This window comes from Lysobacter sp. GCM10012299 (assembly GCF_042649405.1).
Taxonomy (GTDB): Bacteria; Pseudomonadota; Gammaproteobacteria; order Xanthomonadales; family Xanthomonadaceae; genus Lysobacter_J.
Window position 1 is genome coordinate 141,056 of the sequence record NZ_JBHRZC010000006.1, and the last position, 24,125, is coordinate 165,180.

Genomic DNA, 24,125 nt, shown 5'->3' on the forward strand with positions numbered 1-24,125 from the left:
GGCGCTACAGGTACTGGTCGTCGAGGCGGGCGATGAGTTCCATCGCCTGCGGCCACTTGCCGAAACCTGCGGCCGGATTGAGATGGCCGACCTGGCCCAGGTCCACCAGTTCGCTGCCCCAGTCGTGCGCCAGCGATTCTGCGCGCGAGTACGAACACAGCGGATCATTGCGGCTGGCCGCAAGCAGGCTCGGGAAGCCGAGCCTGCTGCGCGGAATCGGCAACCACGCGTTTTCGCGCAACGTGTCCAGTGTCGGATAGCCGACCGGGAACGGGATCTCCACGTCGGCAGGCGTGGCCAACAGCGCGCCCTTGATCGGCCGATCCCCTGCTGACGACAGCGCCCAGTGCGCCACCATCATCACGCCGGCACTGTGGGCGACGAGGATCACCGGACCGTCGATGGCGGCCAACGCACGATCCAGTGCCTCCACCCGCGCGGCGCAACTGAGTTTGTCCTGCTCCAGCGGCGGCACCGTGTGCACCTTGGGCAGCCCGGCGGCAAGCAGCGTCTGCCAGTGTTCCGGCACGTGCTCGCGCAGCCCGGGAACGATCAGTATGGTCGATTGAATGCTCATGGCAGCTCCTTCGTGCCCGGCATGGCCTTGCTCATGGCCATCAGCAGGATCGCGGCATCGCGCGCGCCGGACAGCGACAGGCGCCCGTTGAACTCGAAATGCGGCACGCCCTCGACGGCGGCGGTGGTGGCGACATTGCCCACGTCCGTCTGCGCCGCGTCGACCACATGCGAAGGCACGCCAACTTCGGTCGCCAGCGCCTGCAACGTCGCCGCGTCGCCGATGTCCTCGCCACGCTGGAAGTACGCGGCGAACAGGCGATCGAGCAGCGCCTCGTACACCGCCAACCCGCCTGATGTCGCAACCCGGCGAAGCAGGTGATGGGCCCTGGCGGTGTTGGGCATGCGCTTGATGGCGGACAGGTCGAGTTCAAGCCCGACGCTGCTGGCCGCCTGCGCCACCTGCTTCTGGCGGCGCTTCACCGCTTCCGGCGAGCCCAGCCGTCGTTCGTAGAACTCGGCGAATGGCAGGCCGGACGTTGGCACATCGGGCAGCAGTTGCACCGGGTGCCACAAGGTTTCCACGTTGACCGTCGGGAACATCTGCGTGTACTTGCCCCGCGCCATCGCGAACTGGTGCTTGCCGATGAAGCACCAGGGGCAGATCAGGTCGAAGTGGATGCCGATCGTGAGCTTGTTGCCGGTGCTCACGTCTGCGCCTGCATGCCAGCCCCGTAGCTGCGCGATTGGGTTCCGACGTGCTGGACGTCGTTCAGGTAATGGCGTTTCGCAAAGTAGAACACCGCGGCCGCGGCCACGCTGATCAGCGGCACCAGCTGGAAGGCCTTCGCCAGGCCCAGTGCATCGGCGAGCAGGCCGGTGACCAGCGGCCCGGCCGCCAGGCCAAGCAGGTTGTTGGCCAGCGTCAGCGTCGCGAATGCCGTGCCATGGATCGGCAGCGGCGTCAGGTTGGCGACCATCGCGCCGGCCGGCCCACTGGTGCCGGCCGCCAGGAACATGCCCATGGCGATCATGACCAGCTGCGGCGTGCCGTGTGGCAGCGCGAACGCCAGCGACAGCAACACGCAGCTGCCCAGGGCGTAGGCAATGGCAAGGTTGAACTTGTGCTGCGGCGCATTGCGGCACATGCGATCGCTGAGCATGCCGCAGGCGATCATGCCGATGCCGCTGACCAGCACGATGATCGCCGAGACACCGCCGGCGACGTCGGTGGCCATGCCGTAATAGCGATTGAGGTAGCTCGGAATCCAGACGATGACCGTACCGCCGACGAACAGCTGCAGGCCGCTGCCGATGTAGGCCCCCACCACCGAGCGGCTGTTGACCAGGCTGCGCAGCGGAACGCGTGCAGCCGGTAGCGCTTCAAGATCGGCCTTGGTCGTCGGCACGGGCGGCGCTATGCGCTTCTCCCGGACGACGATCGGATACAGCAGCGCCAGCGCCAGGCCGAACAGCGCCATCACCGCGAATGCCCAACGCCAGCCCATGTGCGCGGCCACGGCCCCACCGAGCGCCATGCCAAGCACCGAGCCGAACATGCCACCGGCCATGAAGGCACCCGTCAACGTTGCCCGCATGTCTTTCGGAAACACCGAAAGCACGACGGCGATGCCGACGCTGCCGTAAGCCGCTTCGCCCACGCCCACGAAGAAACGGGCGATCAGCATCTGCGGGTATTGCTGCGCAACCGCGCAGCCCAGCGTCGCCAGGCTCCAGATGCCCGCCATCAGCGCCAGGCTCTTCACCCGCCCGAAGCGATCGGCCAACAGCGACAGCGGGAACGTCAGCACGCCCACCATCAACGCCACGATGCCGCTCAACAACCCGAGCCGTGCATCGGTCAGCGCCCACTCCTGCTTGAGCAGCGGGAACACGGCATTGAGCACCTGCCGCGACATGTAGTCCGACAGCAGCAGGCCGAAACTCAGGCCAAACACGACCCAGGCGTACCGTCGCGGAATCCGTGCGCCGGGGTCGTCGTTGCCGTGATCCGGAAGGGAGTGGTAGGCCATGGTTCGAACCTGCAGTTCAGTAGGCGGAGGTCATGCGGTGTGCGTCAGGCAGGCTGCGGCACGCCCTTCCAGACAGGACGGCGATTGGGCGCAAAACCATTCTCCGCCAGCGTCTCGTCGGCGCTCTTGTAGAACGTGCCGATCTTGTAGATCTCGCGCGCCTGCGCCGGCGTGGCAATCTCGCGGCCGAACTCGCGCGAGATCCGCACCAGCTGCTCGATCTGCTCGACGCTGCCCATCTTGCGGTCGCGGCGCTGGGTCCAGATGTTGTCCTCGTTGCCGCAACGCACGTGCAGGCCCATCGCGATCGCCATCATGTTCAGCGGCAGCACGTTGAGCATCGACGACTCCAGCGTCAGCACCGACCCATCCGGGCAGCCGCGGACGAAGTTGGCCAGGTTGTAGATGTTCGGCGCGTCGAAGCCGCCACCGATCGCCACCCAGGTCAGGATCAGCGGCACGTTGCAGGTGCCCTTGCGCATCATGCGCTCGACCGTCTCCAACTGGGTGATGTTGGCGAGCTGGAAGTGGGTCTGGATGCCATTGGCCGACAGCCGGCGGATGTGCTCCTCGACCCATTCCGGACCGGCCGGGATGGTCATCTCGCGATAGGCGCGGTAGCCCTCCGGCGTGCCCAGGCTGGTGCCGGCCAGGTCGGCCTCGCACATCTGCTCGACCACGTTCATCTGGTTGGTGTTGATGGCGATCGTCACCTGGTCCGGCGCCGGCGTCAGCTCGGCGAGCATGTGCCGGGTGTCGTCCGACAACCACTTGGCGACATTGCCCTCGCCTTCCGGCGCGAACGAAATCGAACCGCCGACCTGCAGGATCATGTCCGGCACGCGCGAACGGATGCCGGCCAGCAGCTCGTTGAACATCGACAGGCGCTTGGAGCCCTTGCCGTCCAGCTCACGCACGTGAAGGTGCAGCACGGTGGCGCCGGCGTTGTAGCAGTCGACCGCCTTCTGGATGTGCTCCTCCATCGTCACCGGGATGTCTTCCGGGAAGTCCGCCGGCAGCCACTCGGGGCCGTACGGCGCGGCGGTGATCACCAGCTTGGGCTGGTTCTCGGGGAACAACGATCCATCGAGGAAGTTCATGGGTATCTCCGTGAAATGCGCGGCGGTGGTGCAGTCGGATCGGCGGTGCCGGATGGGTCAGGTGCAGGACGTTGAAGGCCCGCTCAACAAGGCACGTCGCCGATGATTCCCGCGCGCTCCATCTTTCGATGGCAAGGCGGGTAATCCATCACTGCGTAATGCTGGGTGCTGCGGTTGTCCCAGATGGCGATGCTGTTGGGCGTCCAGCGCCAGCGGACCTGGTACTCGGGGACATGGGCCTGGCTGATCAGGTACTGCAGCAGTTGCTGCGAACCGGCCGTGTAGTCCTGCCCATAACGCACGTTGTCGGGCGTGTGGAAATTGGTGAAGTGCGTGGTGAAGGCGTTGACGAACAGGATCTTCTCGCCAGTGTCCGGATGGATACGCACCACCGGATGCTCGGCATCGGGAAACTGCTGCTTCAAGGCGAGACGCTTCTCGACCGGCATCGCCGCGCCAAACGTTGCCTCGATGCTGTGCCGGGCGCGCAGGCCGTCGATCTGCTGCTTGATGTGCTCCGGCAGCTTTTCGTAGGCCAGCACCATGTTCGCCCACATCGTGTCGCCGCCCGCCGGCGGGCATTCCACGCAGCGCAGCACGCAGCCGAACGGCGGCGCCACGCGCCACGTCGCGTCGCTGTGCCAGGCATTCTCGTAGCGTTCGTTGGGCTGCTCGGGCGATTTGTAGATGCGCACCAGGCCCGGGTGCTCCGGGTCACTGCCCGCGACCGGGTGATCCTCCAACTCGCCGAAGCGCCGCGCGAACGCGACGTGCTCGGCGCGGGTGATGTCCTGGTCGCGCAGGAACAGCACCTTGTGCTGGACCAGCAAGCGGCGCAATTCCTGGAACAGGCCGTCGTCGTGGATGGCATCGGCCAGGTCGACGCCGACCAGCTCGGCTCCGATGGCGCAGGTCAGCAGTTCGGCGCGCATGTCGGCCTTCCTCAGATCACGAAGATCGACGAGCCAGTGGTCTTGCGGGACTCCAGGTCGCGATGCGCCTGCACCGCGTCCTGCAGCGCGTAGCGCTGGTTGATGCCGATCTGGATGCGGCCAGCGGCAACGTGGTCGAACAGTTCAGCGGCCAGTTCGGCCTTCTCGGCCGGGTCGGCGATGTAATCGGCGAGCGCCGGACGGGTCATGTAGAGCGAACCCTTGATGGCCAGCAGCTGCGGATTGAACGGCGGGATCGGTCCCGATGCGGTGCCGACGCAGACCATCAGGCCGCGGCGCTTGAGTGAATCGATAGAGGCCTCGAAGGTGGTCTTGCCGACGCTATCGAACACCACCGACACGCCTTCGCCGGCGGTCAACTCGCGCACGCGCTTGGCGACGTCCTCGTGGCTGTAGTTGATGACATGGTCGCAGCCATGGGCACGCGCCATCTCGGCCTTGGCTTCGGTCGACACGGTGCCGATCACGGTCAGGCCAAGCAGCTTCGCCCACTGCGCGACGATCAGGCCGACGCCACCGGCGGCGGCATGCAGCAGGATCGAATCACCCGCCTTGAACGGATGAATGCGGCGCATCAGGTAGGCCGCAGTCAGGCCGCGCATGGTCATGGCGGCCGCGGTCTCGCAGGCGATGGCCTCGGGCAGCTTGATCAGCGGCGCCGCCGGCACCAGGCGTTCGGTGCTGTAAGCCCCCAGCGTGTTGATGAAACCGGTATAGGTGACGCGGTCACCGACGCCGACCTGGTCGACGTCAGGGCCCACGGCCTCGACCACGCCCGCCGCCTCGACACCGATGCCGGCCGGCAGCGGGATCACGTACGTGCCGTTGCGGAAATAAGTGTCGGCGTAGTTCAGGCCGACCGCGACGTGGCGCAGCCGCACCTGGCCCGGGCCGGGCTCGCCGACCGCGACGGACTCGTAGCGCAGGACCTCGGGGCCGCCGGCCTCATGGAATCGAACAGCGTGGGCCATGGCAGTTTTCTGCAACCTCTCAACTATGAATCGGGGCACCCCTCAAGGGGGCTGACGGCTTCGACTATAGGCAGGCGGAGGGGCGCAAATCTTTCCAAACGGCGACACCGATTTCTCATATCATGACAAGGCGTCCGAGCCCTGGAACCGGTCCATGAGCAGCCTCATCCGTGCCGCCACGCTGAAAAACTATTTCGAAGTGGCGCAGCAACTGGGCCTCAATCCGCAGCCGCTACTGCGCACGGCCGGACTGAGCCGGACCATGCTGTCCGACCCCGAGCGGCGTATCCCCGCCGCCGCCGCGGTCAAGCTGCTGGAGGATTCCGCCCGGCAGTCAGAGTGCGACACCTTTGGCCTGCGCATGGCCGAATCGCGCCAGCTGTCGGACTTCGGCGTGGTCAGCCTGCTGCTGATCCACCAGCCGACGCTGCGCGATGCGCTGATGACGACCATGAAGTACCGGCACCTGCTCAACGAGCTGCTGGCGATCCATGTCGAGGAGCGAGGGCGCACGGTGGTGATCCGCGAGGAGTTCGTGCCCGGCCCGGGCCCGACCTCGCGCCAGGCCATCGAACTGGCGATGGGCGCGCTGTACCGGCTGTGCGGGTTCCTGCTCGGGCCGCACTGGAAGCCGCACAGCGTGCATTTCACCCACGGCCCGCCGGAGAACCTGCTGGTCCACCGCCGCGTGTTCCGCTGTGCCACCGAGTTCAACCGCGACTTCAACGGTATCGTCTGCGACGCCGCCGACCTCACCTACCGCAATCCATCCGCCGACCCGGCGATGGCCGTGTATGTCAAACGCCTCGTGGAGTCGCTGCCAACCCCCGACAAGAACTCCATCACCACCGACGTACGCAAGGATCTCTACATCCTGATGCCGATGGGCCAGGCCACCATCGAGCAGGTCGCGCACGGCCGCGGCATGAACGTACGGACGTTGCAGCGCCGCCTCGAAGAAGCCAACGAGACGTTCTCCGACATCCTCAATTCAGTCCGCACCGACCTGGCGGTCCGCTACATGGAGAACCGGAACTACTCGTTGCAGGTGGTCGGGCGGTTACTGGGATTCTCGGCGCCCAGTTCGTTCACGCGCTGGTTCTCGGCCGAGTTCGGCATGGCGCCACGGGCATGGCGCAAGGACCTTCGCTCGCGCAGCGAGCTGCCGAAGAATCGTTGATGGCCCGGCCTGCCCCGGGCGCAAGGCGCGCCCGGGGCAGTAGCGCCATCAGTTGGGATGCAGGGATTCGATCTGCTTCAAACGCTTGAGCGCGTCGGCCTGCTTCAACAGCCCGTAGTTGATCGAGCCGGCATTGAGATTGCTGCCTGCCTGATACGGGTAGTCCATGAAGTCGGAGAAGAAGGTCTTGATTGCCCCCATCACCGGAACGATCAGCCACATCTGCCTGGCCAGGAAATCGATCGCGCCGCCACCATCTTCCAGTCCGCGCTCGTAGGGATCCATGCGCAGGTTGTAGATCATGGCCCAGTTGGTCACCGTGCGTGAACCTGTCGCAATGTTTCCGTGCGCCTGCGCGGCGAAACTGAGCTTCCAGTCCTGGAAGCGCAGGGCATTGAGGTTGCCGGCCTGGTCGAAATAGAAGATGGCGTCGCGCGGCCCCTTCTTCTCCTTGCCTTGGAAGTACGGCATGAAGTTGTATCCGTCGAGCTTCACCTTGAACTTCTTCTTGCCCAAAGTCGTGCCCTTGGCCAGCTGTTCCTTGATGTCGGGCGCGCCTGCGGCCGCACACAAGGTAGGGAACATGTCGAGCAGCGAGATCGGGTCGTTGATGACCGTGCCCGGCTTGATCACGCCCGGCCAGCGGATCGCCATCGGGATGCGGAAGCCGCCTTCCCAGGTCGAGCCCTTCTCGCCACGGAACATGGTCATCGCACCGTCCGGCCACAGCGCGATCTCGGCGCCGTTGTCAGTGGTGTAGACGACGATCGTGTTGTCATCGATGCCGAGCTCGTCGAGCAAGTCCAGCAGCTGGCCGACGTGGCCATCGTGTTCGACCATTCCGTCGGCGTGCAGGCCCTTGCCCGTCTTGCCCAGCGATTCCTTCTTCAAGTGGGTGAAGACGTGCATGCGCGTGGTGTTGAACCAGACGAAGAATGGCGTGTCGTCCTTGACGCTCTTCTTGATGAACTTCTGCGCCGCACCAAGGAATTCCTCGTCGACCGTCGGCATGCGCTTGACGTTAAGCGGACCGGTGTCCTCGATCTTGCCGCCCGCATGCGAATGGATCACGCCGCGCGGACCGTACTTCTTCTTGAACGCCGGATCCTTGGGATAGAAGTAGCCCTCGGGCTCTTCTTCCGCATTCAAGTGGTAAAGGTTGCCGAAGAACTCGTCGAAGCCGTGATTGGTCGGCAGGTGCTGGTCCTGGTCGCCGAGATGGTTCTTGCCAAACTGTCCGGTCGCATAACCCTGGGTCTTCATTACGTCGGCAATCGTCGGCATCCAGTCGGTGATGCCGTGCGGGTCGCCCGGCATGCCGATGGTCAGCAGGCCCGTGCGGAATGGCTCCTGGCCGAGGATGAACGAGGCGCGCCCGGCGGTGCAGCTCTGCTGGCCGTAGGAGTCGGTGAACAGCGCACCTTCGTTGGCGATGCGGTCGATGTTGGGCGTCTGGTAGCCCATGAGACCGCGCGTGTAGGCGCTGATCTGCGGAATGCCGATGTCATCGCCGAAGATGACGAGGATGTTGGGCTTGCTGGAGGATGCGGCTTTGGATGCGCTTCGCCCGCTCTTGGCGGGGGCTTTCTTCTGGGCCATGACGATCTCCGATGCGGGTCAGCCGCTCACATCGGGCCGAGGAGAGCGGTTCATGGATTGTTTATAGATGGCGTCTGCCCAGCGTGAAGGATGAAGGTCGATGGAGTTACAGGCTACGTGCCCGGGAATTCCGAATGCTCGACAAGCTCCATCGCCAGCTTCGCCCACGCTGGCCGATGGGCGACGAAGATGGCATCGTGAGGGTGGAAATCCGCCGGGTCATCCAGCGTTCCGGCATAGATGGTCACCAGCTCGGGTGCCGATTCCGGCGTTCCGTACAGCAGGCTTCCACACTCCATGCAGAAGTTGCGTACCGCGGCATGTCCGCTTCCGCCTTTCGTACGCACCTGCTTGATTGGGCCCCGGGAGACGAACGAAGACCGGGCAACACCCAGCACGGGTACGCCGCCGCTTCCCGAAGCGCGCTGGCAATCCCTGCAATGGCAGACGGTGGAGAACAAGGCGGGTCCGGGCGATTCGTATCCGGAGGCACCGCAAAGGCATCGACCCGTGATCATGATTCCTCTCCGCGCGGAACAGGCAAGACGGCCATCCTTCACAGTATCTCAACGGCAAGGGTGTGTGATATCGCGCCGACATCGGAGGAAGGCCCATGAGGGCACGCACCATGAGAGCACGCACGATACTCGTCTGGATTGCACTGGCGCTGTCCTCGCTGCCCGTCTTGTGCACTGCTGCAACGCCTGCACGTGACCCGCTGGTTCCCGACACGACGATCGCGATCCCGGCGCTGCATTTCGACAGCGACGGAGCGCTCGCGATCACCCCGTCGGCAACTTCCTCGCCACACGACTTCGATTACCTCGTCGGGAACTGGAACCTGCGCAATCGCAAGCTGAAATCCCGGCTCACCGGTTCTAAGGAATGGATCGACTTCGAGTCGCGCGTGGAGATGCACCAGATCCTCGACGGCATCGGCAACATCGACAAGTACACCGAACAGTCCGCGGACAAGCCATACGAGGGCGTGGCGTTGCGCCTGTTCGATCCGAAGACGCGGCTGTGGAGCATCTACTGGGCCGATGGCAATTCCGGCAAGCTGGATCCGCCGGTCGTCGGTTCGTTCGAGAACAAGATCGGCCACTTCTTCGCCCGCGATACCTACCAGGGCAAGAAGATCATCGTGGTGTTCCGCTGGGACGTCCGCGATCCCCAGCACCCGATCTGGAGCCAGGCCTTCTCGGCTGACGAGGGCAAGACCTGGGAGTGGAACTCGATCAATGTTTCGGAGCGCGCCAAGTAGGTCGCGCCAAAGGAAGCATTGGCGGAGAGAGTGTCTGCCATAGACTGTCCATAGCCGTCCGTTGCCTTCCGCAAAATCTTACAAAAACAGCCACCTAGTTCACTAAGCCTTCCACCACGCTCCACCAGCTTCCGCTACCATCCACAACAATTTGTGGAACTGAGTTGTGGAACATGGCCACCAAGAAGAAACCAATCACCACAGACAAGCAGGTGAAGGTAGCCGCTGCCGGCAAGCACGGACTAGGAGGGAACCTCTATTTGTTCGTCGCCCCGACTGGCAGCCGGTCATGGGTCTTCCGCTACATGCAGACAGGCAAGGCGCGGGAGATGGGGCTAGGCTCCTACCCGCTTGTCAGCCTCGCAGAAGCTCGCCAGAAGGCCGAGGAGGCACGCGATAAGACGGCCAAGCGCCAAGACCCGTTGAAGGTTCGCGCAGCGCAGAAGGCCGCACAGAGCGAGATTCCCACGTTCTGGGAGGCGGCAGAGGCACACATCACTAGCCACAAAGCGGGATGGGCTAACCCCAAGCACGTCGCTCAATGGACCAGCACCCTACGGGAATACGCCAAGCCCTACATAGGGCACCTGCCAATCAACGAGATTGGCATTGATGACGTGCTCAAGGCACTAACCCCCATCTGGGAGACAAAGAACGAGACGGCCAGCCGTGTCCGCATGCGCGTGGAGGCAGTCATCAGCAGCGCCAGCGTAGGCAAAGCATGGGCCAAGCCCAACCCCGCTCAATGGAGAGGCGTCCTGAGCCACAAACTCCCTAAGCCGTCCAAGGTGAAGAAGGTTGAGCACTTCACCGCCCTGCCCTACAAGCAGCTTCCGGGCTTTATGACCAAGCTTGATAAGCAGGAGGGTGTTGCATCCATCGCCCTGGCATTCACCATCCTCACCGCTGCCCGCACGGGCATGACTATTGGCGCGAAGTGGAAGGAGATCGACGGAAAGCTATGGACCATCCCCGCCGAGAGGATGAAAGCTGGCAAGGAGCATGTAGTGCCATTGCCAGAAGCGGCATTGAAGCTGCTCAAGGAGCTTCCCAAGCCGCACAACCCCGAGGAATTCATCTTTCCCGGAGGCAGCGAGGGGCATCTGAGCAATATGGCAATGCCGGCAGTGCTCAGGCGCATGAAAGTGGACGTGACAGTCCACGGATTCCGCAGCACGTTCAAAGACTGGGCTAGTGAAACGACCAGCTACGCCAACGAGGTTAGTGAAGCTGCCCTAGCCCATACGATCAAGAATAGGTCGGAAGCGGCCTATAGACGCGGTGGTCTGCTAGAGAAACGCAAGAGACTGATGCAGGATTGGGCAACTTATACTTCTACAAAGTGAAAAGATGGGTATAGGACACTTCGTCGGGACCGACTGACTTGCATCGAGCAAGCATGACCTCGTGACCCTGCGACTTCACTTGCTCCCCAAGTGCGCGCACGTAATCCTGATCGGCACTAAAGTCGCCGAGCTTCGATATCTGCTTTCCAACTTGAGTGAGAGGATGGCTAGGAACAGAGAACGAGTCGCCCCCCTCCTTAAGCTTTACAACTAGGCCAAGGTCATTGCATCGGAGGAGGATTCTCCTATCAGATCTGGTCCCGCCGATGTTTGTTGAAATGCCGTCCTGCGCCGCAGCCAGAAAACCCATCGCTTCGAGCTCCAAACGGGAGTCGAAATCGAGCCCCGCCTTCTCCAGGCGGTCGCTACCAAGCTCATTGAAGATGAATCCCTCCACTGCATAGCGACACGCAACAGCCACAGTCTCAGCCTCCCGCTTGGAGAGGTTTCGGAGGAACTCAAGGGTTCGAAGTGAATAGCTGCCTGGAGCGCTTACTTCTCCGGCAAGCACGCGTCCCCAGAGGTACTGGAGCTCCTCCGCTCCCACCTGACTCGCGTTCTCACGCCACCTGAAAAACCAATCCTCGTCTGGCCGCTCCTGTGGCGGCTCTTGTACATCACTCTCAAGCGCCGCCTCAGCATGGTGAAGAGCCTTGGCCACGTTCACTTCACGCCGTAGACGATCTGCCACATCGGCAGAAGCAGCAGCTGCTAGTAGCAGGGAGGAGGCCTCACCCGAAGGAGGTTGACTTTTGTAGTGAGAGAGCCGCAAGACATGGTTCGTCGGATCAAAACGCAACTCTCCGTTTCGGATCGCCTCGGCGTCCTTCTCCGCCTGAGCCAGCATCAGGAGCTCATCGCGCCTAACCTCTGATGCCGCTCGACCAGCCCGGCGGGCCTGCCAAGGACCGAATAACCCAGCCCCGCCTTTCTCGACAGTTTCCCAGAGACGAATGATCATCTTCTCGTAAGGCCCATCGACCATCTTGCACCCGTTCAGGTTTCGCGCAGTTTGCCTGTTATAGCATGCACGTTAGGCCTAAGTCTATGTTTATAATCAATAGCTTACAGCTCGTCTCTTGACTTATTGAGACGGTGTGTATATAATCATAGTATTAGGGGAATAACGCCACCAGTAGGGCGTGTTTACTGGCTACGTCTCCCTCAGCGGTTATGACAGGGGTCGCGATTAAATCCGACAGAGAGCGCTACGGCGCGGAGTGACGCACCATCGGCTAGAGCCGTAAACGCGGGTCGGACAGATCGAGAGAGGCGAAGACAACTTAGCTAGGTGGGGCCCAGGTTCTCTCCCCTGTCCCGAGTCTGTCCAAAACAGACGAAGGAACAAGCTTCTAGCTTAGTTCGTTATTAAAAACACTCTTAGCGAGCATCCCGACCAGAGGATGCGACGCACATCAGCAACAAAACCACCAATAAACAATCAGCCGTGATGGGAAAGACTCACGGTTAACGAGTAGCAGGCTGCACTTTCACCAAAGGTGACGCCTAGCTCCAAGGGGCTTGGCTTGTTTTGCCGTCTTTCCCGGCATACAAGCCGGCCCTTTGTCTTTTCTAGGGTTATTTTCCATTTATATCAATCGCTTGTGCGATTCCGCCTTGTTGAATTGCATCCGAGCCCCTGCCACACTGGCCCGGCCAGCTAGCGGCAAGCCGGAATGTTCTTAGGAACGCTGTGTAATAAGGGTTCTGGGTATGAGATCGCCTAACTGTATAGTTTTTTTGTCGTAATCCCGCCCCCTATTTCATACCCTTTCGACACCCCCCATCCCCCGCCCTACCGGGGGTCACACTAAACGCCACATAATTACACATTCTTAGTCTTTTCAATGACTTGCCTAGTGTCATTAGTGCAATTCAATTAATCTGATCCGCCCTGTATCACTTCGCCTAACGCTCGTTAGGTGAGGTGTAAACATGAAGATGGTGGGTTATTACCGGGTCAGTACGAGGCAGCAGGGAGCCTCGGGGCTGGGCCTTGAGGCGCAGCAGGCAGCCGTACAGGACTACGCCAGGACAAATGGCGCGCAGTTGGTGGCCACCTTCACAGAGGTGGAGAGTGGCAAGAGGGACGACAGGCCCGAGCTATCCAAGGCTCTGAGGCTCGCCAGGCTGACAGGGGCAACCCTTGTCATCGCCAAGCTAGACCGGCTCAGCCGTAACGCAGCCTTCCTTCTCACGCTTCGCGATAGCGGGGTGTCCTTCGTGTGCGCGGACATGCCGCACGCAGACTCCCTAACCATTGGAGTCCTCGCGCTCGTGGCTCAGCAAGAGCGCGAGGCAATAAGCCGACGCACAAGGGACGCTCTAGCAGCCGCCAAGAGGCGCGGGCAAACCTTGGGCAACCCCAACGGGGCAGCAGCCCTGCGACGGGCTGGCAAGGGCAACCACGCAGCCACAGCAGCAAAGCAGCGACGGGCTGCGGTGAGGGCGGCCACGCTCACTCCGGTCATAGAAGAGATAAGGCAGCGAGGGCTGACAACCCTTCGTGCGATTGCCGATGAGTTGAACGCTAGAGGCATCCAAACCGCGACAGGCAAACGTTGGCACCCCACCAGCGTGGCGCGAGCAATTGGTGCTAGCTGCGCCTAAGGGATTGCTACGCCACGGTGGAGCCGGTGGCTAGCAGCGACTGCGGTCGCAACGTGATGGCTCCAATACCAACAAGAGGAAGACAAAGATGAGTAGTGAAAGGTTCAAAAAGTCGACCACGGAAGGCCTGCTTGCCGCATGGCGAAGTGCCGGACAGAGGACAGAGCAGGAGTGCAACGAGACCTGGCGAAAGAACACCAGCAGTCCATTGACTGAGCGATGGCGGAAGGCTAACCCCGACACAGCAAAGGCGACCGGAAATGAGCAGGAACTGGCCGAGAAGCTGCGCAGGCTGGCAGAGACTGACCCCGAAGCTCACGCCGCTGTGCTGAAGGCGCTGGATGGAGATGCAAGCAGCGGGGAGGACATCTGGAATGCCTAACCCCAACAAAGCGAAAGCCCCCGGTTGCAGCCGGAGGCTCTCTGACAAATCAACCTATGCGCAAACACCGGAGGACTCAACTATGACGGTAGCAGAGGCAGGAAAGGTGAGCAAGTTACCGAAGGCTACGGGCTCCGATCACTGGACGGCCACTTGGAAGCGCGGGGCAATCACATCCGAGGAAGGGAGGCTCCAAGCTAGACCCTCGTTGACTGTGATCTACAGCGTCAAAGCGCATCACTCGAAATGTGGTCTTGGCAACACGCGTGTGCGGTCGGCGGTGATTGTTTCGACAGGCGACGGTTCGGAGCTAGCGGCAACCTTGGCATCGTCCACCGGCATCGGCTCCGCTAGCTGCGTCAATCGGGCTTTCATGGAGGCATTATCCAAGAGCACCCCCGATGTTTCCGAGCTTGATGGGGAGGCGCTGAGCATTGGCCGCACGCTCCAAGCGTTCAGTTCTTTGGAATCGCTGCTTGTCCGTGGCCGGCAAGGCTACAGCCAGCGCGAGGGTTGGCAGCACTGCGTCATCCCACATGAGCGCTATGGCTGGGCATACGTTCCTAAGGGATCGGCTGACACCTTAATGCGCCTGGAGGACGAGATGCCTGCTGATCTAGTGGCAACGCATGTGCTGTGCGATGTGCTCGGAACGAAGCACGACCTGCTACGTAAGCTGGGGATGGACGACGCGCTCAAGCTGGACGCTCATCTGATCGCCAGTTCCCTCTCGCTGGCGACGGAGAAGCGCTCATGACCGTAATTACCCACTTCCGCACCGGGCACCCGGTGGACGTGGAACGCGGGATCATCTACCGGAAGTACATTCGCAAGGGTTTGGTGCCGCTTGCGATGACTCTCAACAATTCGGGCTATGCGGTCGTTCCAGTCGGCCCTAAAGGTGGCACTACGTCTGTAACGGTACATCGCCTTGTGTGGGAAGCCGCGAATGGGGTCTCAGTTCCCACAGGGCAAGAGATTGACCATCGAAATGGGATCAAGGCTGACAACCGCCTATCTAACCTCCAACTCGTAACTCGGGCCGAGAATGCATCTCTGGCATTCGGAATGGCGCGCGCTAAGAAGGAAGTCGCGCGGTTGTGCTTCCGCGAACGCCTGGAAATCATCAAGACGGAGCATCTGAAAACGGAATGGGAATGGGGCGAAGAACTGGACGTTTCGCCTTGGACTGTTTTTCTTGTTCGGCAGTACGCAGACGTTGCGCTAACAGACAAGAGTGAAGCGCAGTGGTACTTCAAGCAAAGGCCCGATGCGAAAGTTTCCAGGAGAACCCACTAAGGCACGTCCAGCGCGCGGGGGCTCCGGCTCCCGCACGCTGCACCGCGTGGCTCAAATCAACGCCGCCCATCGCGCTTAGGCTGAGGCTCGGCCGCCCTGCAACTAGGATGGCAGTTCAGCCACTCCGTCTCTTACGAGGATCTCATCAACTAGCTGCCAAGGAACCCGATCCTTGAGCACTAAGCAAGCGCAAGCCATGCTCAGTGAGACAAGAGCGTCTGGATCAACAGATTTCGGCGGCAACCAAGCGCCCCCAAAATCTGCAACCCGGAAGATATTCCTTCCAACCTGCCAAACCTGGTTCTGGCCTGACTCGATCTTCTCGTCGCCGTACTCAGAGAGCGCGTCGCTGACAAATGCCACACACGACCTACCGTCAAGACTCCATAACTCTTGATCCAAAACATCGTCCAACCCGAGAACTTGCCCAAGACGCAAGATCACAGTCAAGAGTTCCGACGGATTGGACACGAGATCTCGCACAGTCGCCAACTCATCGGATGCCCGCGCATAGAGATAGGTGAACGCGTCACCACCGCTTAGCTCGGCATCGCCAAACAACGCGTTGCATTCAATAGCCGATTTCACAAAGTATCCAAGCATCTCTTCGCTAGTTTCGCGCGACCCTGCTTCCTCTGTTGCTCGAACTGCAACAACCAAGAACGGAGCTTGTGACTCGCTCATTGCGGTGAATGCACCTGGATAAAGGTCCAGCACCTGACGGCAAAGCATTAGATACCGCGAAGAGTCTGGCGACTCCTTTGGATCGAAGGAACTCTTATCGAAGATCGAGAGAGCCAGCCAGCCAACAATCTGGGACACCCTAATCGGAAGATAGTACAAGTCAGGAAGCCCTCCTCGACCGTACAGCAGCACATACCTATCCACGGCAAGATCTGCAAGCAGCTTGGCGCACACCTCGCGAGATGCCGACACCAAATCCGTTGCAATTAGTGAGGCCGTGACGCGAACCTCTGGCTGATGCATCCACGGCAACAGGGACGACAGGGTTGCACCACGAATTTCTAACTGAAGCAGCGCATCCGTCGATGCTGAGGAACGCGAGAGCACTGATGTGCAGAACCGATAAGCTAAGTCACTGATTTGCCCAACGGAGCTCGACTCGATGCCTTTGAGCGCTTTGCGAAGTGAAAGCGCATACCTTCGAGCATCCCAATCATCTAGCACGGAGTAGTACAGCTTCCAAAGCTCTGCCGAATCTTTCGATGCGACTACGTGCGAACTACCGGCATTCTTAGTAAGCGCATTTCGCAAGTCGACATCTTGTTTTGAATACAACTGATTGGAACAGAACCGAGACGGACCATGCAGATTCAACCCCCATACGACAGGCGCTTGCCCTGAATCGACCAATCTGGCGGCAACTACGCGGCCAATCTCGACCAACTCCAGAGTCGGAACGTCATCCCGAACAAGCTGAGTACCTGAAATGCATTCGAGCAATGCATTGGTCGCAAGCCCACCGGAAGTCGTTTCCGCTGCGTACTCGTTACTAGCGGAAGCTGCGAGAAGCGTGATTCCAGGTGACCCCGAACCTCCAATCAAGGTGCTCTTAAGGATCACATTCAGATCCTCAATCAATCCTCCACTCTGACAGGCATCGATGATGATGTTCGTGTGCAGCGCTTTAGACTCTGCAACCGCCCGCAAAACGTCTCCAAGAGAAAGTGCGGTCATGGAGAGCGCGTCCAGCCGAGTATCCCGGGTCGCCATATAGAAGCTTGCCGGCCCCACGGAGCCGTGACCGGCGAAGTAGATCGTCAACTCATCAATTGAGGCTCCAATAAGAAGGAGCTCGCGGAGCGCCGAGCGAATGTCATCCGATGTTGGGGAGCGGAGGAGGCGGGAAAGGCTCGGATCGTATGCTCCGACTAAAGGAGATGTTAGACGCTCGAATATTCGATTGGCATCCACCTCTGCCCCATTTAGCGACGACACATGATCGTAAGTGTCACAGCCGATTGCCAACAGAAGCCTCATCTGACCCCCCATAGTTGATGAACTTTCCCTTTCTAGCCTCCTCTGCGGTTAACGCACTCTCGGCTTTAGCAGCCATAAGCGCTTCAAATCGGGCCTCGAACTCCGGATTCAGTTGACTCTTCAACTCTTCCAGCTTTCGACCGATGTCCGGTGGTACGTGAAGCGTTGGAGGCGACACGTTGCCAAACTTGTCCACGCTGAACTCGACCTTCTCGATGACGGCATAGATGGCCTCAAGCAAGTTGTTGCCGTGATCCGCCGAGGAAACGCTATTCCCCACCGCGTCAGCCGCTTCCCCTATGGTTGAATAGATGCTCCTTGCAATCTCCGAATGCATCCCTTCTGCGCATTGCGCCACCGCTTGAGGCAGCCTTTCTATGTTGTTCGCCAGCAGATCGTCGAACTTTATTTCGTGGGTGGTTGACAGCGAATGGAAGCTGCCAGCCGTTCCAGTTTCGGCTGGATGCACATTCCAGGATCTCCCGTGACGGAGCCGTTGTATGTTTTCTGGTGCTACGTACAGCTGTGTGTTGGCCTCGTGGATCTCACCGATCTTCTCGGAGACCGCCGACATGAACTCCTTGAATTGTCGTGGCATTGGGACATACACCCGGGTTACGGGCTTCTCGTCTTTATTCATCGGCATTTCGGATTGAAGTTGGAGGACTTATCGCATGATTTTGGCAACCGCGCTCAGCACCAAACGCCTGGCACGTGAACGAAGCAGTTCCGCAAATGAAGGGAGTAGAAAGTGAGTAGGCGCGAACTAGTTATTCTCAAAGGAAAAGGCGACCAGCCGGACCGGATAGAGCTTGAGGAGTCCGACCTCCCCATGCTGGCCAAGGCGATGGAGATGGCGCAGCAGAATTCATCCTACCCTTCGCGCTTGCTTAAGCTGGAAGAAGTCGAGGCGCTGGTAGGCCTGAAGAAATCGGCGATCTATCAGCGGGTCAAAGAAGGCAGCTTCCCTCCCCCAGTGTCAGTCAAAGGGACAACCGCAAAACGATGGCGCGAGGGCGAAGTTGCCGCGTGGATAGAGGACGCGACAGCGAGCTGATTTCTGTGGAATGATCTTGTGGATAGTTACGGACGTGAACACGTAACTATTTGATTATTCACGACATTCTATAGAATATGGCGGAGAGAGTGGGATTCGAACCCACGGTGGTATTGCTACCACGGCGGTTTTCAAGACCGCTGCCTTAAACCACTCGGCCATCTCTCCGATTGTCTGGCGACTGCTGGCCCGCCTGGCGGGCCGCGCATTGTCGCATAGCCGCCCGGCAAGCTCTCACGCCTGCACGCTCACGCTTGCGTCGGAATCCGGATCTCCGCCGGCGGTACCGGCGCGGTGCCGTCCTCCGGGCACGACATCCCCTTGATCTCCTTGCACTGCAGTCGCGCGGATTCGACCAGGCCCGGGGCCTTTTCGGCGATGAAGTCGATGAACACCCGCACCGCTGGCAGCAGGCCGCGGCGGGAGGCGAACACGGCGTGGAAGATGCCCTGCGGCAATCGCCAGTTCGGCAGCACCACTTCCAGCTCGCCGCGGCGCACGGCTTCTGCGCAGACGGTTTCCGGCAGCAGCGTGATGCCCACGCCCTGCTGGGCCAGCGACATCAGCATCGGGAAGTCGAAGCCCATCACCCGCGGCTTCAGTTCGACCCGGCGCACGTCGCCATCGGGGCCGTGCAACTCCCAGCGCTGGCGCGCGTCGTCCTCGCTCATGCTGAGGGTGACGTGGTCGCCCAACTCATCCGGGTTCTTCGGCCGGCCCATGCGGCGCAGGTAATCGGGGCTGGCGACCAGCAGTTCCTGGATCTGGCCGAAGCTGCGCATCACCAGGCTGCCGTCGTCGTCGAGCTTGGCTCGCACGCGCAGGGCGACGTCGATGCCTTCGTTGATGATGTCGACGCGACGGTTGCTGACCAGCAACTGCACCCGCACCTGCGGGAAGCGTGCGAGGAATTCGGGCAGCAGCTTGGGCATCTGCTGCTGGGCCATGCCGACCGGCACGCTGACGCGGATCACGCCACGCGGCTCGGCGCTCAGTCGATCGACCACTTCGTGGGCGGCCTGGGCTTCGGCCAGCATCGACTGCGCGTGGCGGTAGACGCTGTTGCCGACGTCGGTCACGGCGAACCGGCGGGTGGAACGCTGCAACAGCCGGACACCGAGGTCGGTCTCCAGTTGGCTGATGCGGCGGCTCAGGCGCGACTTGGGGATGCCCAGTGCGCGCTCCGCGGCGGCAAAGCCGCCGTGCTCGACCACCATGGCGAAGTAGTAGAGGTCGTTCAGGTCCTGCATGGCGATAATTCCAATTCCAGAACAGTTAGTGATAGTTGACCAGCTTTATCCCACATTTGCAACGGCATAGATTGGCGTCCAACCCGGCACCCCCGCCGAATCCAGCTGCAGAGGCCGTCATGAAACTGCTCCACCTCGACTCCAGCGCCCTGGGCGCCAATTCCATCACCCGCGAGATCAGCGCCGCCATCGTCAAGCGCTGGCAGGAATCGCACGCCGACCTGTCGGTCGAGTATCGCGACCTGGACGCTGATCCGATCCCGCACCTTACCGGCCGCATCCTGTCCAAGGCCGACCAGGCCGAGGCGGACGCCGGCGAAGCCGTGATCCAGCAGTTCCTGGATGCCGATGTAGTGGTGATTGGCACCCCGTTTTACAACTTCAGCATCCCCTCGACGCTGAAGGCGTGGATCGACCGCGTCGCCGTCGCCGGCCGCACCTTCCGTTACACCGAAGCGGGCCCCGAGGGCCTGGCCGGTGGCAAGCGCGTGATCATCGCCAGCGGTCGTGGCGGCATCTATGGCGATGTCAGCCCGGCTGACTTCCAGGAGGCCTACCTGCGCCAGGTGTTCGGCTTCCTCGGCGTGACCGAGCTGGAGATCGTCCGCGCCGAAGGCGTGGCCTACTCGGAGCAGCACCGCACCGACGCGCTGGCCGCTGCCCATGCGTCCATCCGTTCGCCTCTGGCACAGGCCGCCTGATAACCCCCGGGGACTCCCCTTCCCTGATTCAGGCTGTCTGACTAGGCGTTCCCGGCCCATCCCTCCCCGCTTGGGCCGGGGGAACGCAACGGGCCCGCATTGCGGGCCCGTTTTTTTTGCGAAGCCCGCAGTGCGGGCCCGTTTTTTTTTTGCGTGACGCCGTCCCGGGTGCGCTGCGCTTACCCGGGCTACGTAGCCCGGGTAAGGCCGAAGGCCGCACCCGGGTTCCTGGAAACGATCAGGAGATATTGTCCTGGCCGCCCATATACGGCCGCAGGATTTCGGGCACGGTGATCGAGCCGTCCTCGTTCTGGTAGTTCTCCATCACCGCGATCAGCGCGCGACCGACGGCCACGCCCGAACCGTTGAGGGTGTGCACGAGCTCCGGCTTTCCGGTCGCCGGATTGCGCCAGCGGGCCTGCATGCGGCGCGCCTGGAAGGACTCGCAGTTCGAGCACGAGGAAATCTCGCGGTAGGTGTCCTGCGAGGGCAGCCATACTTCGAGATCGTAGGTCTTGGTCGCGGCGAAGCCCATGTCGCCGGTGCACAGCAGCACGCGACGGTACGGCAGGCCGAGTTTCTCCAGCACCACCTCGGCACAACGCGTCATGCGGTCGTGCTCGGCGTAGCTCTCTTCCGGTTGCGCGATGGTGACCAGCTCAACCTTTTCGAACTGGTGCTGGCGGATCATGCCGCGCGTGTCACGGCCGTGGCTGCCGGCTTCTGCGCGGAAGCACATCGAATGCGCGGTCATGCGCAACGGCAGCGCATCGGCTTCGACGATCTCGTCGCGCACGATGTTGGTCAGCGGCACTTCGGACGTCGGGATGAGATAGCGCTTGTGTGCGTTCTCGCCATCGCCGACCACCGTCGCGAACAGGTCGTCCTCGAACTTCGGCAGCTGGCCGGTGCCGCGCATGCTGTCGGCATTGACCAGCAGCGGCACGCTGGTTTCCTGGTAGCCGTGTTCGTTGGTGTGCAGGTCGAGCATGAACTGCGCCAGTGCACGGTGCAGGCGGGCGAGCTGGCCGCGCAACACGGTGAAGCGTGCACCGCTGAGCTTTGCGGCGGTATCGCCGTCGAGCCAGCCATTGCGCGCGCCCAGTTCGACATGGTCCTTGACCGCGAAACCGAACGAGCGCGGCGTGCCCCAACGGTGCTGTTCGACGTTGTGGCTTTCGTCCTGGCCGGCGGGCACCGACTCGTGCGGAAGGTTGGGGATCGTCAGCGCCAGGGCCTCGATCTCGCCGCGGATGGTTTCCAGGCGCGCTTCGCTGGCCTTGAGCTCGTCGCCGAAGCCGGCGACTTCGGCCATCAGCGGCGCGACGTCCTCGCCCTTGGCCTTGGCCATGCCGATCGCCTTGGAGCGGGTATTGCGCAGGTTCTGCAGCTCCTGGGTGCGGATCTGGATCTGCTTGCGCTCGGCTTCCAGCGCTTCCAGGGCACCGGCGTCGAGGTCGTAACCCCGGCTCTGGCGCAGGCGCTGCGCGAGTTCGGCGGGGTTTTGGCGCAGCAGGTTCGGATCGAGCATTGTCAGGGGCGTGGGGTGATCGAGTTCGCGATTATCGCGTGTAACCGCCTGCAACGGCGACCGGTTGCCGAATCATTAACGACCCGACCCTCAGAATCGCCTGAGAATCCCAGCCGGACGGCCCATGTCCCTATCCGCACCTGCGACACCGCACCCCATATCGGCAGGCTCGGCAGGCTCCGTGATGGCTTCCCTGTCCAGATGGCTGCCTGGCCGACGCTCGCTGTTATGGGTGCTGGGCGCTTTTGTCGCAGGCCTGTTGCTGTTCGTCCTGGTGTTGTCGCTGGGGCGCGACCGTACGGCGGAGCGTGGCGGAGCGTCATTGCCGACGGCGGCATCACCGCAATACGCCCCCCTGCCCGCGCCACTGCCCGCTGCCGGGGCGGGTGGCGCCAGCCGTCCGGCCAAGCCGACGGGTACGGATTCTGGCGAGGGTGAGGAACGGCCCCGGCTGGTCGAAACGCGACCGCCGGTACCGCCGCCGAGCTTGCCGCAGTCAACTCCGGCTCCCGCGCCAACCGCGGTTGCGACCAGCCGGCCTGAGCCCATCGCCGGGCAGACGCCTGCGCCCCGGTATCCCACCCAAGCCCTTCGCCGGGGCGAAAGCGGCACGGTCAATGTCCGCGTCGAGATCGGCCCCGACGGCGCGCCGGCACAGGTCAGCGTCGAAGGCAGCAGCGGCTCGCGGTATCTGGATCGCGCAGCCGTCGATGCGGTACGGCGCTGGCACTTCCGCCCGGCAATGAGCAACGGCCAGCCGGTCAGCGGCTCGGTGATCGTTCCGATCAGGTTCGACGCGCAGCGGTGACCGCGGCGTCCGCGCCGCGGCGCCGGATCAATGCGTAGGCGATGCAGCAGCCGAACAGCAGTTCCTGCGGCGCACGCGCGTACTCGAAGCGCCACAGCAGCGAATCGAATGCATTGGCCACCAGCACGATGCCCACGCAGCCGGCCAGCGCCCAGAAGCTGGCAGTGGAGATGATCCCACCGCGCCAGGCCAGCACCAGCTCGCGCATGACCAGCACGAACAGGGTCAACAGCAGCAGCGAGCCGACCAGTCCCATGCCCACCAGCGCGTCCAGGTATGAGTTGTGCAGGTGGACATGGCGCTCGCCGGCGAGGTCAAGGTGCGCGGATTCGATCAGAGATCCCGTCGAGTCCAGGCCCCAGCCGAGCCACGGACGCTCCTTGAACTTTTCCACGCCCAGCTCGTAAAGGCGGACACGGATACCGATCGCCTTGTTGCCAGGAACCGTCATGTCGATGGTCGAGCCTACATCCGCGACCGGCGCCGGTTCTGCCACTGCAGCGGATTGCGCGGGTGCCGCGGTTTCGCTGGATGCCTTTTTCGGGACGTGGACAACGGGCTGGGCATCGGCGGGGAGAACGGAGTCGGCCGCCTGTTCGGCCGCCTGTTCGGCCGCCTCCTCGGCGGCCGGCAACATGCGATCGGCGCCGGCGAAACGGGTCGCGAAGATATCGCGCGCGCCGAGCACGAGCAGGACCGATATGACGGTCGCGAGCACCAGAGGTTGCAAGGGCAGCGTGCGGATCCCGCGCGGGCGTCGCGTCAACCAATAGCCAAGGATCGCCAGCGGCGTGGCCGACAGGAACGCAAGCCACGCGCCGCGTGACTGCGAAAACAGCAGGACGCAGAAGCTTCCGGCATAGGCAACGAAGCCGACGGCAAGCAACCAGTTGCGGCGACTGCCATGGGGATGGTCGCGCCAGATGCCGATCAACAGGCACAGCGCCAGCCAGCCACCCACCGCGGCCAGCTGCCCGCTCAGGTTCTCGGGAATGCCAAAGCGCGGACGCATTTTGCCGTCCCAAATCTCCGGCAACGAATGCCACGGCATGTGGTACAGCACGGCCACCAGCAGACCGAGCACCATCAATCCCAGCAGCCCAGGTATCGCACGCGGGCACACCGACAGCCACCAGCCCACCACGCAGCAGAACACGCCCAGCCGCACCAGCTTGGCGGCGGTGGAGAGCTGATCGGAGTAGCCGATGTCGGGGACGACCCAGGTCGCGTAGAGACTGTGCACGATCAGGAACGCGATGAAGATCCCGAGCATGCGCACCACCGGCAGCGCAGCCAGCTCCCGCCAGGGCGTACGACCGGCGAAGAACATCGCCACCAGGGCCGCCAGCGCGCCGAATTCCGGCCGCATGTACAGGTCGAAATCGGTCATTGCGAAGAACGCCAGGAATCCCAGGGCGCACAGCGCCACCCGCAGCAGGCGCGGGGTGACGTCGATCTGGGTCAATGGCGCCACGGGGATCGACCCGCCATCGCGGCGGTCGGCCATGTCCGTGTCAAAAGTCT

Annotated in this window: 24 protein-coding genes and 1 tRNA gene; 10 read left to right on the plus strand and 15 right to left on the minus strand. The window is 62.1% G+C overall.

Going from position 1 to position 24,125, the window contains the following annotated elements:
- Positions 1 to 4 precede the first annotated feature (4 nt).
- From ACFOPO_RS15585 to ACFOPO_RS15610, 6 genes are all read right to left on the minus strand, one after another.
- Complete coding sequence (locus ACFOPO_RS15585; protein WP_386704360.1) at positions 5 to 577, minus strand: RBBP9/YdeN family alpha/beta hydrolase; 573 nt, start codon at positions 575 to 577, stop codon at positions 5 to 7.
- Positions 574 to 1,227 carry a DsbA family oxidoreductase gene (locus tag ACFOPO_RS15590; protein ID WP_386704361.1) on the minus strand — a complete coding sequence of 218 codons (654 nt, stop codon included), beginning with the start codon at positions 1,225 to 1,227 and terminating at the stop codon, positions 574 to 576. The genes ACFOPO_RS15585 and ACFOPO_RS15590 overlap by 4 nt, the downstream gene beginning before the upstream one ends.
- Complete coding sequence (locus tag ACFOPO_RS15595; protein ID WP_386704362.1) at positions 1,224 to 2,549, minus strand: MFS transporter; 1,326 nt, start codon at positions 2,547 to 2,549, stop codon at positions 1,224 to 1,226. Before ACFOPO_RS15595 ends, ACFOPO_RS15590 begins: the two co-directional genes overlap by 4 nt.
- A 44-nt stretch (positions 2,550 to 2,593) precedes the next feature.
- Entirely contained in the window at positions 2,594 to 3,649 is a 1,056-nt protein-coding gene (locus ACFOPO_RS15600) for a 3-keto-5-aminohexanoate cleavage protein (RefSeq protein WP_386704364.1), read from the minus strand.
- Positions 3,650 to 3,732: 83 nt separating this feature from the next.
- Positions 3,733 to 4,581, minus strand: a complete 849-nt coding sequence (locus tag ACFOPO_RS15605; RefSeq protein WP_386704366.1) for a TauD/TfdA dioxygenase family protein — start codon at positions 4,579 to 4,581, stop codon at positions 3,733 to 3,735.
- Positions 4,582 to 4,592: 11 nt separating this feature from the next.
- The gene (locus tag ACFOPO_RS15610; RefSeq protein ID WP_386704368.1) at positions 4,593 to 5,573 is read right to left on the minus strand and encodes a quinone oxidoreductase family protein; all 981 of its coding nucleotides are present in this window, start codon (positions 5,571 to 5,573) and stop codon (positions 4,593 to 4,595) included.
- A gap of 154 nt (positions 5,574 to 5,727) precedes the next feature.
- Here ACFOPO_RS15610 and ACFOPO_RS15615 point away from each other — a divergent pair, with 154 nt between their 5' ends.
- Entirely contained in the window at positions 5,728 to 6,753 is a 1,026-nt protein-coding gene (locus tag ACFOPO_RS15615; protein ID WP_386704370.1) for an AraC family transcriptional regulator, read from the plus strand.
- Positions 6,754 to 6,801: 48 nt separating this feature from the next.
- On the opposite strand, the gene ACFOPO_RS15620 is transcribed toward ACFOPO_RS15615, so the two are convergent.
- The gene (locus ACFOPO_RS15620) at positions 6,802 to 8,352 is read right to left on the minus strand and encodes an arylsulfatase (RefSeq protein WP_386704371.1); all 1,551 of its coding nucleotides are present in this window, start codon (positions 8,350 to 8,352) and stop codon (positions 6,802 to 6,804) included.
- Between the two features lie 113 nt (positions 8,353 to 8,465).
- Positions 8,466 to 8,813, minus strand: a complete 348-nt coding sequence (locus ACFOPO_RS15625; protein ID WP_386704373.1) for a GFA family protein — start codon at positions 8,811 to 8,813, stop codon at positions 8,466 to 8,468.
- Between the two features lie 167 nt (positions 8,814 to 8,980).
- Between ACFOPO_RS15625 and ACFOPO_RS15630 the strand changes: the two genes are divergently transcribed.
- Positions 8,981 to 9,616 carry a hypothetical protein gene (locus ACFOPO_RS15630; RefSeq protein WP_386704374.1) on the plus strand — a complete coding sequence of 212 codons (636 nt, stop codon included), beginning with the start codon at positions 8,981 to 8,983 and terminating at the stop codon, positions 9,614 to 9,616.
- Between the two features lie 173 nt (positions 9,617 to 9,789).
- Positions 9,790 to 10,962, plus strand: a complete 1,173-nt coding sequence (locus ACFOPO_RS15635) for a tyrosine-type recombinase/integrase (RefSeq protein WP_386704375.1) — start codon at positions 9,790 to 9,792, stop codon at positions 10,960 to 10,962.
- Here ACFOPO_RS15635 and ACFOPO_RS15640 read toward each other — a convergent pair.
- The gene (locus ACFOPO_RS15640) at positions 10,952 to 11,923 is read right to left on the minus strand and encodes a DUF2806 domain-containing protein (RefSeq protein WP_386704376.1); all 972 of its coding nucleotides are present in this window, start codon (positions 11,921 to 11,923) and stop codon (positions 10,952 to 10,954) included. The genes ACFOPO_RS15635 and ACFOPO_RS15640 overlap by 11 nt on opposite strands.
- A gap of 980 nt (positions 11,924 to 12,903) precedes the next feature.
- On the opposite strand from ACFOPO_RS15640, the gene ACFOPO_RS15645 reads away from it, so the two are divergent.
- From ACFOPO_RS15645 to ACFOPO_RS15660, 4 genes are all read left to right on the plus strand, one after another.
- Positions 12,904 to 13,572: a recombinase family protein gene (locus ACFOPO_RS15645; RefSeq protein WP_386704439.1), complete on the plus strand. Its 669-nt coding sequence runs from the start codon at positions 12,904 to 12,906 to the stop codon at positions 13,570 to 13,572.
- An 88-nt stretch (positions 13,573 to 13,660) separates the two neighbouring features.
- The gene (locus ACFOPO_RS15650) at positions 13,661 to 13,954 is read left to right on the plus strand and encodes a hypothetical protein (RefSeq protein WP_386704377.1); all 294 of its coding nucleotides are present in this window, start codon (positions 13,661 to 13,663) and stop codon (positions 13,952 to 13,954) included.
- 208 nt (positions 13,955 to 14,162) lie between these two features.
- A complete protein-coding gene (locus tag ACFOPO_RS15655; RefSeq protein ID WP_386704379.1) occupies positions 14,163 to 14,711 on the plus strand; it encodes a hypothetical protein in 549 nt (182 codons plus the stop codon).
- Positions 14,708 to 15,253: an HNH endonuclease signature motif containing protein gene (locus ACFOPO_RS15660; protein ID WP_386704380.1), complete on the plus strand. Its 546-nt coding sequence runs from the start codon at positions 14,708 to 14,710 to the stop codon at positions 15,251 to 15,253. The genes ACFOPO_RS15655 and ACFOPO_RS15660 overlap by 4 nt, the downstream gene beginning before the upstream one ends.
- A 102-nt stretch (positions 15,254 to 15,355) precedes the next feature.
- Here the strand turns inward: ACFOPO_RS15660 and ACFOPO_RS15665 are convergent, their stop codons facing one another.
- Positions 15,356 to 17,254 carry a caspase domain-containing protein gene (locus ACFOPO_RS15665; protein WP_386704381.1) on the minus strand — a complete coding sequence of 633 codons (1,899 nt, stop codon included), beginning with the start codon at positions 17,252 to 17,254 and terminating at the stop codon, positions 15,356 to 15,358.
- Positions 17,226 to 17,894 (minus strand): hypothetical protein, encoded by a 669-nt coding sequence (locus tag ACFOPO_RS15670; protein WP_386704382.1) that lies wholly within the window; start codon positions 17,892 to 17,894, stop codon positions 17,226 to 17,228. The genes ACFOPO_RS15665 and ACFOPO_RS15670 overlap by 29 nt, the downstream gene beginning before the upstream one ends.
- 111 nt (positions 17,895 to 18,005) lie before the next feature.
- Here ACFOPO_RS15670 and ACFOPO_RS15675 point away from each other — a divergent pair, with 111 nt between their 5' ends.
- Positions 18,006 to 18,311: a helix-turn-helix transcriptional regulator gene (locus tag ACFOPO_RS15675; protein ID WP_386704384.1), complete on the plus strand. Its 306-nt coding sequence runs from the start codon at positions 18,006 to 18,008 to the stop codon at positions 18,309 to 18,311.
- A 78-nt stretch (positions 18,312 to 18,389) separates the two neighbouring features.
- Here the strand turns inward: ACFOPO_RS15675 and ACFOPO_RS15680 are convergent.
- Both ACFOPO_RS15680 and ACFOPO_RS15685 read right to left on the minus strand, forming a co-directional pair.
- Positions 18,390 to 18,479: transfer RNA gene (locus tag ACFOPO_RS15680), tRNA-Ser, on the minus strand.
- Between the two features lie 80 nt (positions 18,480 to 18,559).
- A complete protein-coding gene (locus tag ACFOPO_RS15685; RefSeq protein ID WP_386704441.1) occupies positions 18,560 to 19,576 on the minus strand; it encodes a LysR family transcriptional regulator in 1,017 nt (338 codons plus the stop codon).
- A gap of 104 nt (positions 19,577 to 19,680) precedes the next feature.
- Between ACFOPO_RS15685 and ACFOPO_RS15690 the strand changes: the two genes are divergently transcribed.
- Positions 19,681 to 20,262, plus strand: coding sequence for an FMN-dependent NADH-azoreductase (locus ACFOPO_RS15690; protein WP_386704385.1), 582 nt, complete (start codon positions 19,681 to 19,683; stop codon positions 20,260 to 20,262).
- A 238-nt stretch (positions 20,263 to 20,500) separates the two neighbouring features.
- On the opposite strand, the gene serS is transcribed toward ACFOPO_RS15690, so the two are convergent.
- Positions 20,501 to 21,793: a serine--tRNA ligase gene (gene serS, locus ACFOPO_RS15695; RefSeq protein WP_386704386.1), complete on the minus strand. Its 1,293-nt coding sequence runs from the start codon at positions 21,791 to 21,793 to the stop codon at positions 20,501 to 20,503.
- Positions 21,794 to 21,977: 184 nt separating this feature from the next.
- Here serS and ACFOPO_RS15700 point away from each other — a divergent pair, with 184 nt between their 5' ends.
- On the plus strand, positions 21,978 to 22,601 hold the full coding sequence (locus tag ACFOPO_RS15700; RefSeq protein WP_386704388.1) for an energy transducer TonB: 624 nt from the start codon (positions 21,978 to 21,980) through the stop codon (positions 22,599 to 22,601).
- Here ACFOPO_RS15700 and ACFOPO_RS15705 read toward each other — a convergent pair.
- Complete coding sequence (locus ACFOPO_RS15705; RefSeq protein WP_386704390.1) at positions 22,579 to 24,108, minus strand: O-antigen ligase family protein; 1,530 nt, start codon at positions 24,106 to 24,108, stop codon at positions 22,579 to 22,581. The genes ACFOPO_RS15700 and ACFOPO_RS15705 overlap by 23 nt on opposite strands.
- Between the last annotated feature and the right edge of the window lie 17 nt (positions 24,109 to 24,125).

What these genes read in the sequence shown, in the direction of transcription:
- ACFOPO_RS15690 (WP_386704385.1), top strand. Translation starts at nt 19,681, where the DNA reads ATGAAACTGCTCCACCTCGACTCCAGCGCCCTGGGCGCCAATTCCATC.
- ACFOPO_RS15620 (WP_386704371.1), bottom strand. Translation starts at nt 8,352, where the DNA reads ATGGCCCAGAAGAAAGCCCCCGCCAAGAGCGGGCGAAGCGCATCCAAA.
- ACFOPO_RS15585 (WP_386704360.1), bottom strand. Translation starts at nt 577, where the DNA reads ATGAGCATTCAATCGACCATACTGATCGTTCCCGGGCTGCGCGAGCAC.
- ACFOPO_RS15630 (WP_386704374.1), top strand. Translation starts at nt 8,981, where the DNA reads ATGAGAGCACGCACGATACTCGTCTGGATTGCACTGGCGCTGTCCTCG.
- ACFOPO_RS15665 (WP_386704381.1), bottom strand. Translation starts at nt 17,254, where the DNA reads ATGAGGCTTCTGTTGGCAATCGGCTGTGACACTTACGATCATGTGTCG.
- ACFOPO_RS15700 (WP_386704388.1), top strand. Translation starts at nt 21,978, where the DNA reads ATGGCTTCCCTGTCCAGATGGCTGCCTGGCCGACGCTCGCTGTTATGG.
- ACFOPO_RS15645 (WP_386704439.1), top strand. Translation starts at nt 12,904, where the DNA reads ATGGTGGGTTATTACCGGGTCAGTACGAGGCAGCAGGGAGCCTCGGGG.
- ACFOPO_RS15705 (WP_386704390.1), bottom strand. Translation starts at nt 24,108, where the DNA reads ATGGCCGACCGCCGCGATGGCGGGTCGATCCCCGTGGCGCCATTGACC.
- ACFOPO_RS15640 (WP_386704376.1), bottom strand. Translation starts at nt 11,923, where the DNA reads ATGATCATTCGTCTCTGGGAAACTGTCGAGAAAGGCGGGGCTGGGTTA.
- serS (WP_386704386.1), bottom strand. Translation starts at nt 21,793, where the DNA reads ATGCTCGATCCGAACCTGCTGCGCCAAAACCCCGCCGAACTCGCGCAG.
- ACFOPO_RS15605 (WP_386704366.1), bottom strand. Translation starts at nt 4,581, where the DNA reads ATGCGCGCCGAACTGCTGACCTGCGCCATCGGAGCCGAGCTGGTCGGC.
- ACFOPO_RS15635 (WP_386704375.1), top strand. Translation starts at nt 9,790, where the DNA reads ATGGCCACCAAGAAGAAACCAATCACCACAGACAAGCAGGTGAAGGTA.
- ACFOPO_RS15660 (WP_386704380.1), top strand. Translation starts at nt 14,708, where the DNA reads ATGACCGTAATTACCCACTTCCGCACCGGGCACCCGGTGGACGTGGAA.
- ACFOPO_RS15595 (WP_386704362.1), bottom strand. Translation starts at nt 2,549, where the DNA reads ATGGCCTACCACTCCCTTCCGGATCACGGCAACGACGACCCCGGCGCA.
- ACFOPO_RS15615 (WP_386704370.1), top strand. Translation starts at nt 5,728, where the DNA reads ATGAGCAGCCTCATCCGTGCCGCCACGCTGAAAAACTATTTCGAAGTG.
- ACFOPO_RS15610 (WP_386704368.1), bottom strand. Translation starts at nt 5,573, where the DNA reads ATGGCCCACGCTGTTCGATTCCATGAGGCCGGCGGCCCCGAGGTCCTG.
- ACFOPO_RS15670 (WP_386704382.1), bottom strand. Translation starts at nt 17,894, where the DNA reads ATGAATAAAGACGAGAAGCCCGTAACCCGGGTGTATGTCCCAATGCCA.
- ACFOPO_RS15650 (WP_386704377.1), top strand. Translation starts at nt 13,661, where the DNA reads ATGAGTAGTGAAAGGTTCAAAAAGTCGACCACGGAAGGCCTGCTTGCC.
- ACFOPO_RS15600 (WP_386704364.1), bottom strand. Translation starts at nt 3,649, where the DNA reads ATGAACTTCCTCGATGGATCGTTGTTCCCCGAGAACCAGCCCAAGCTG.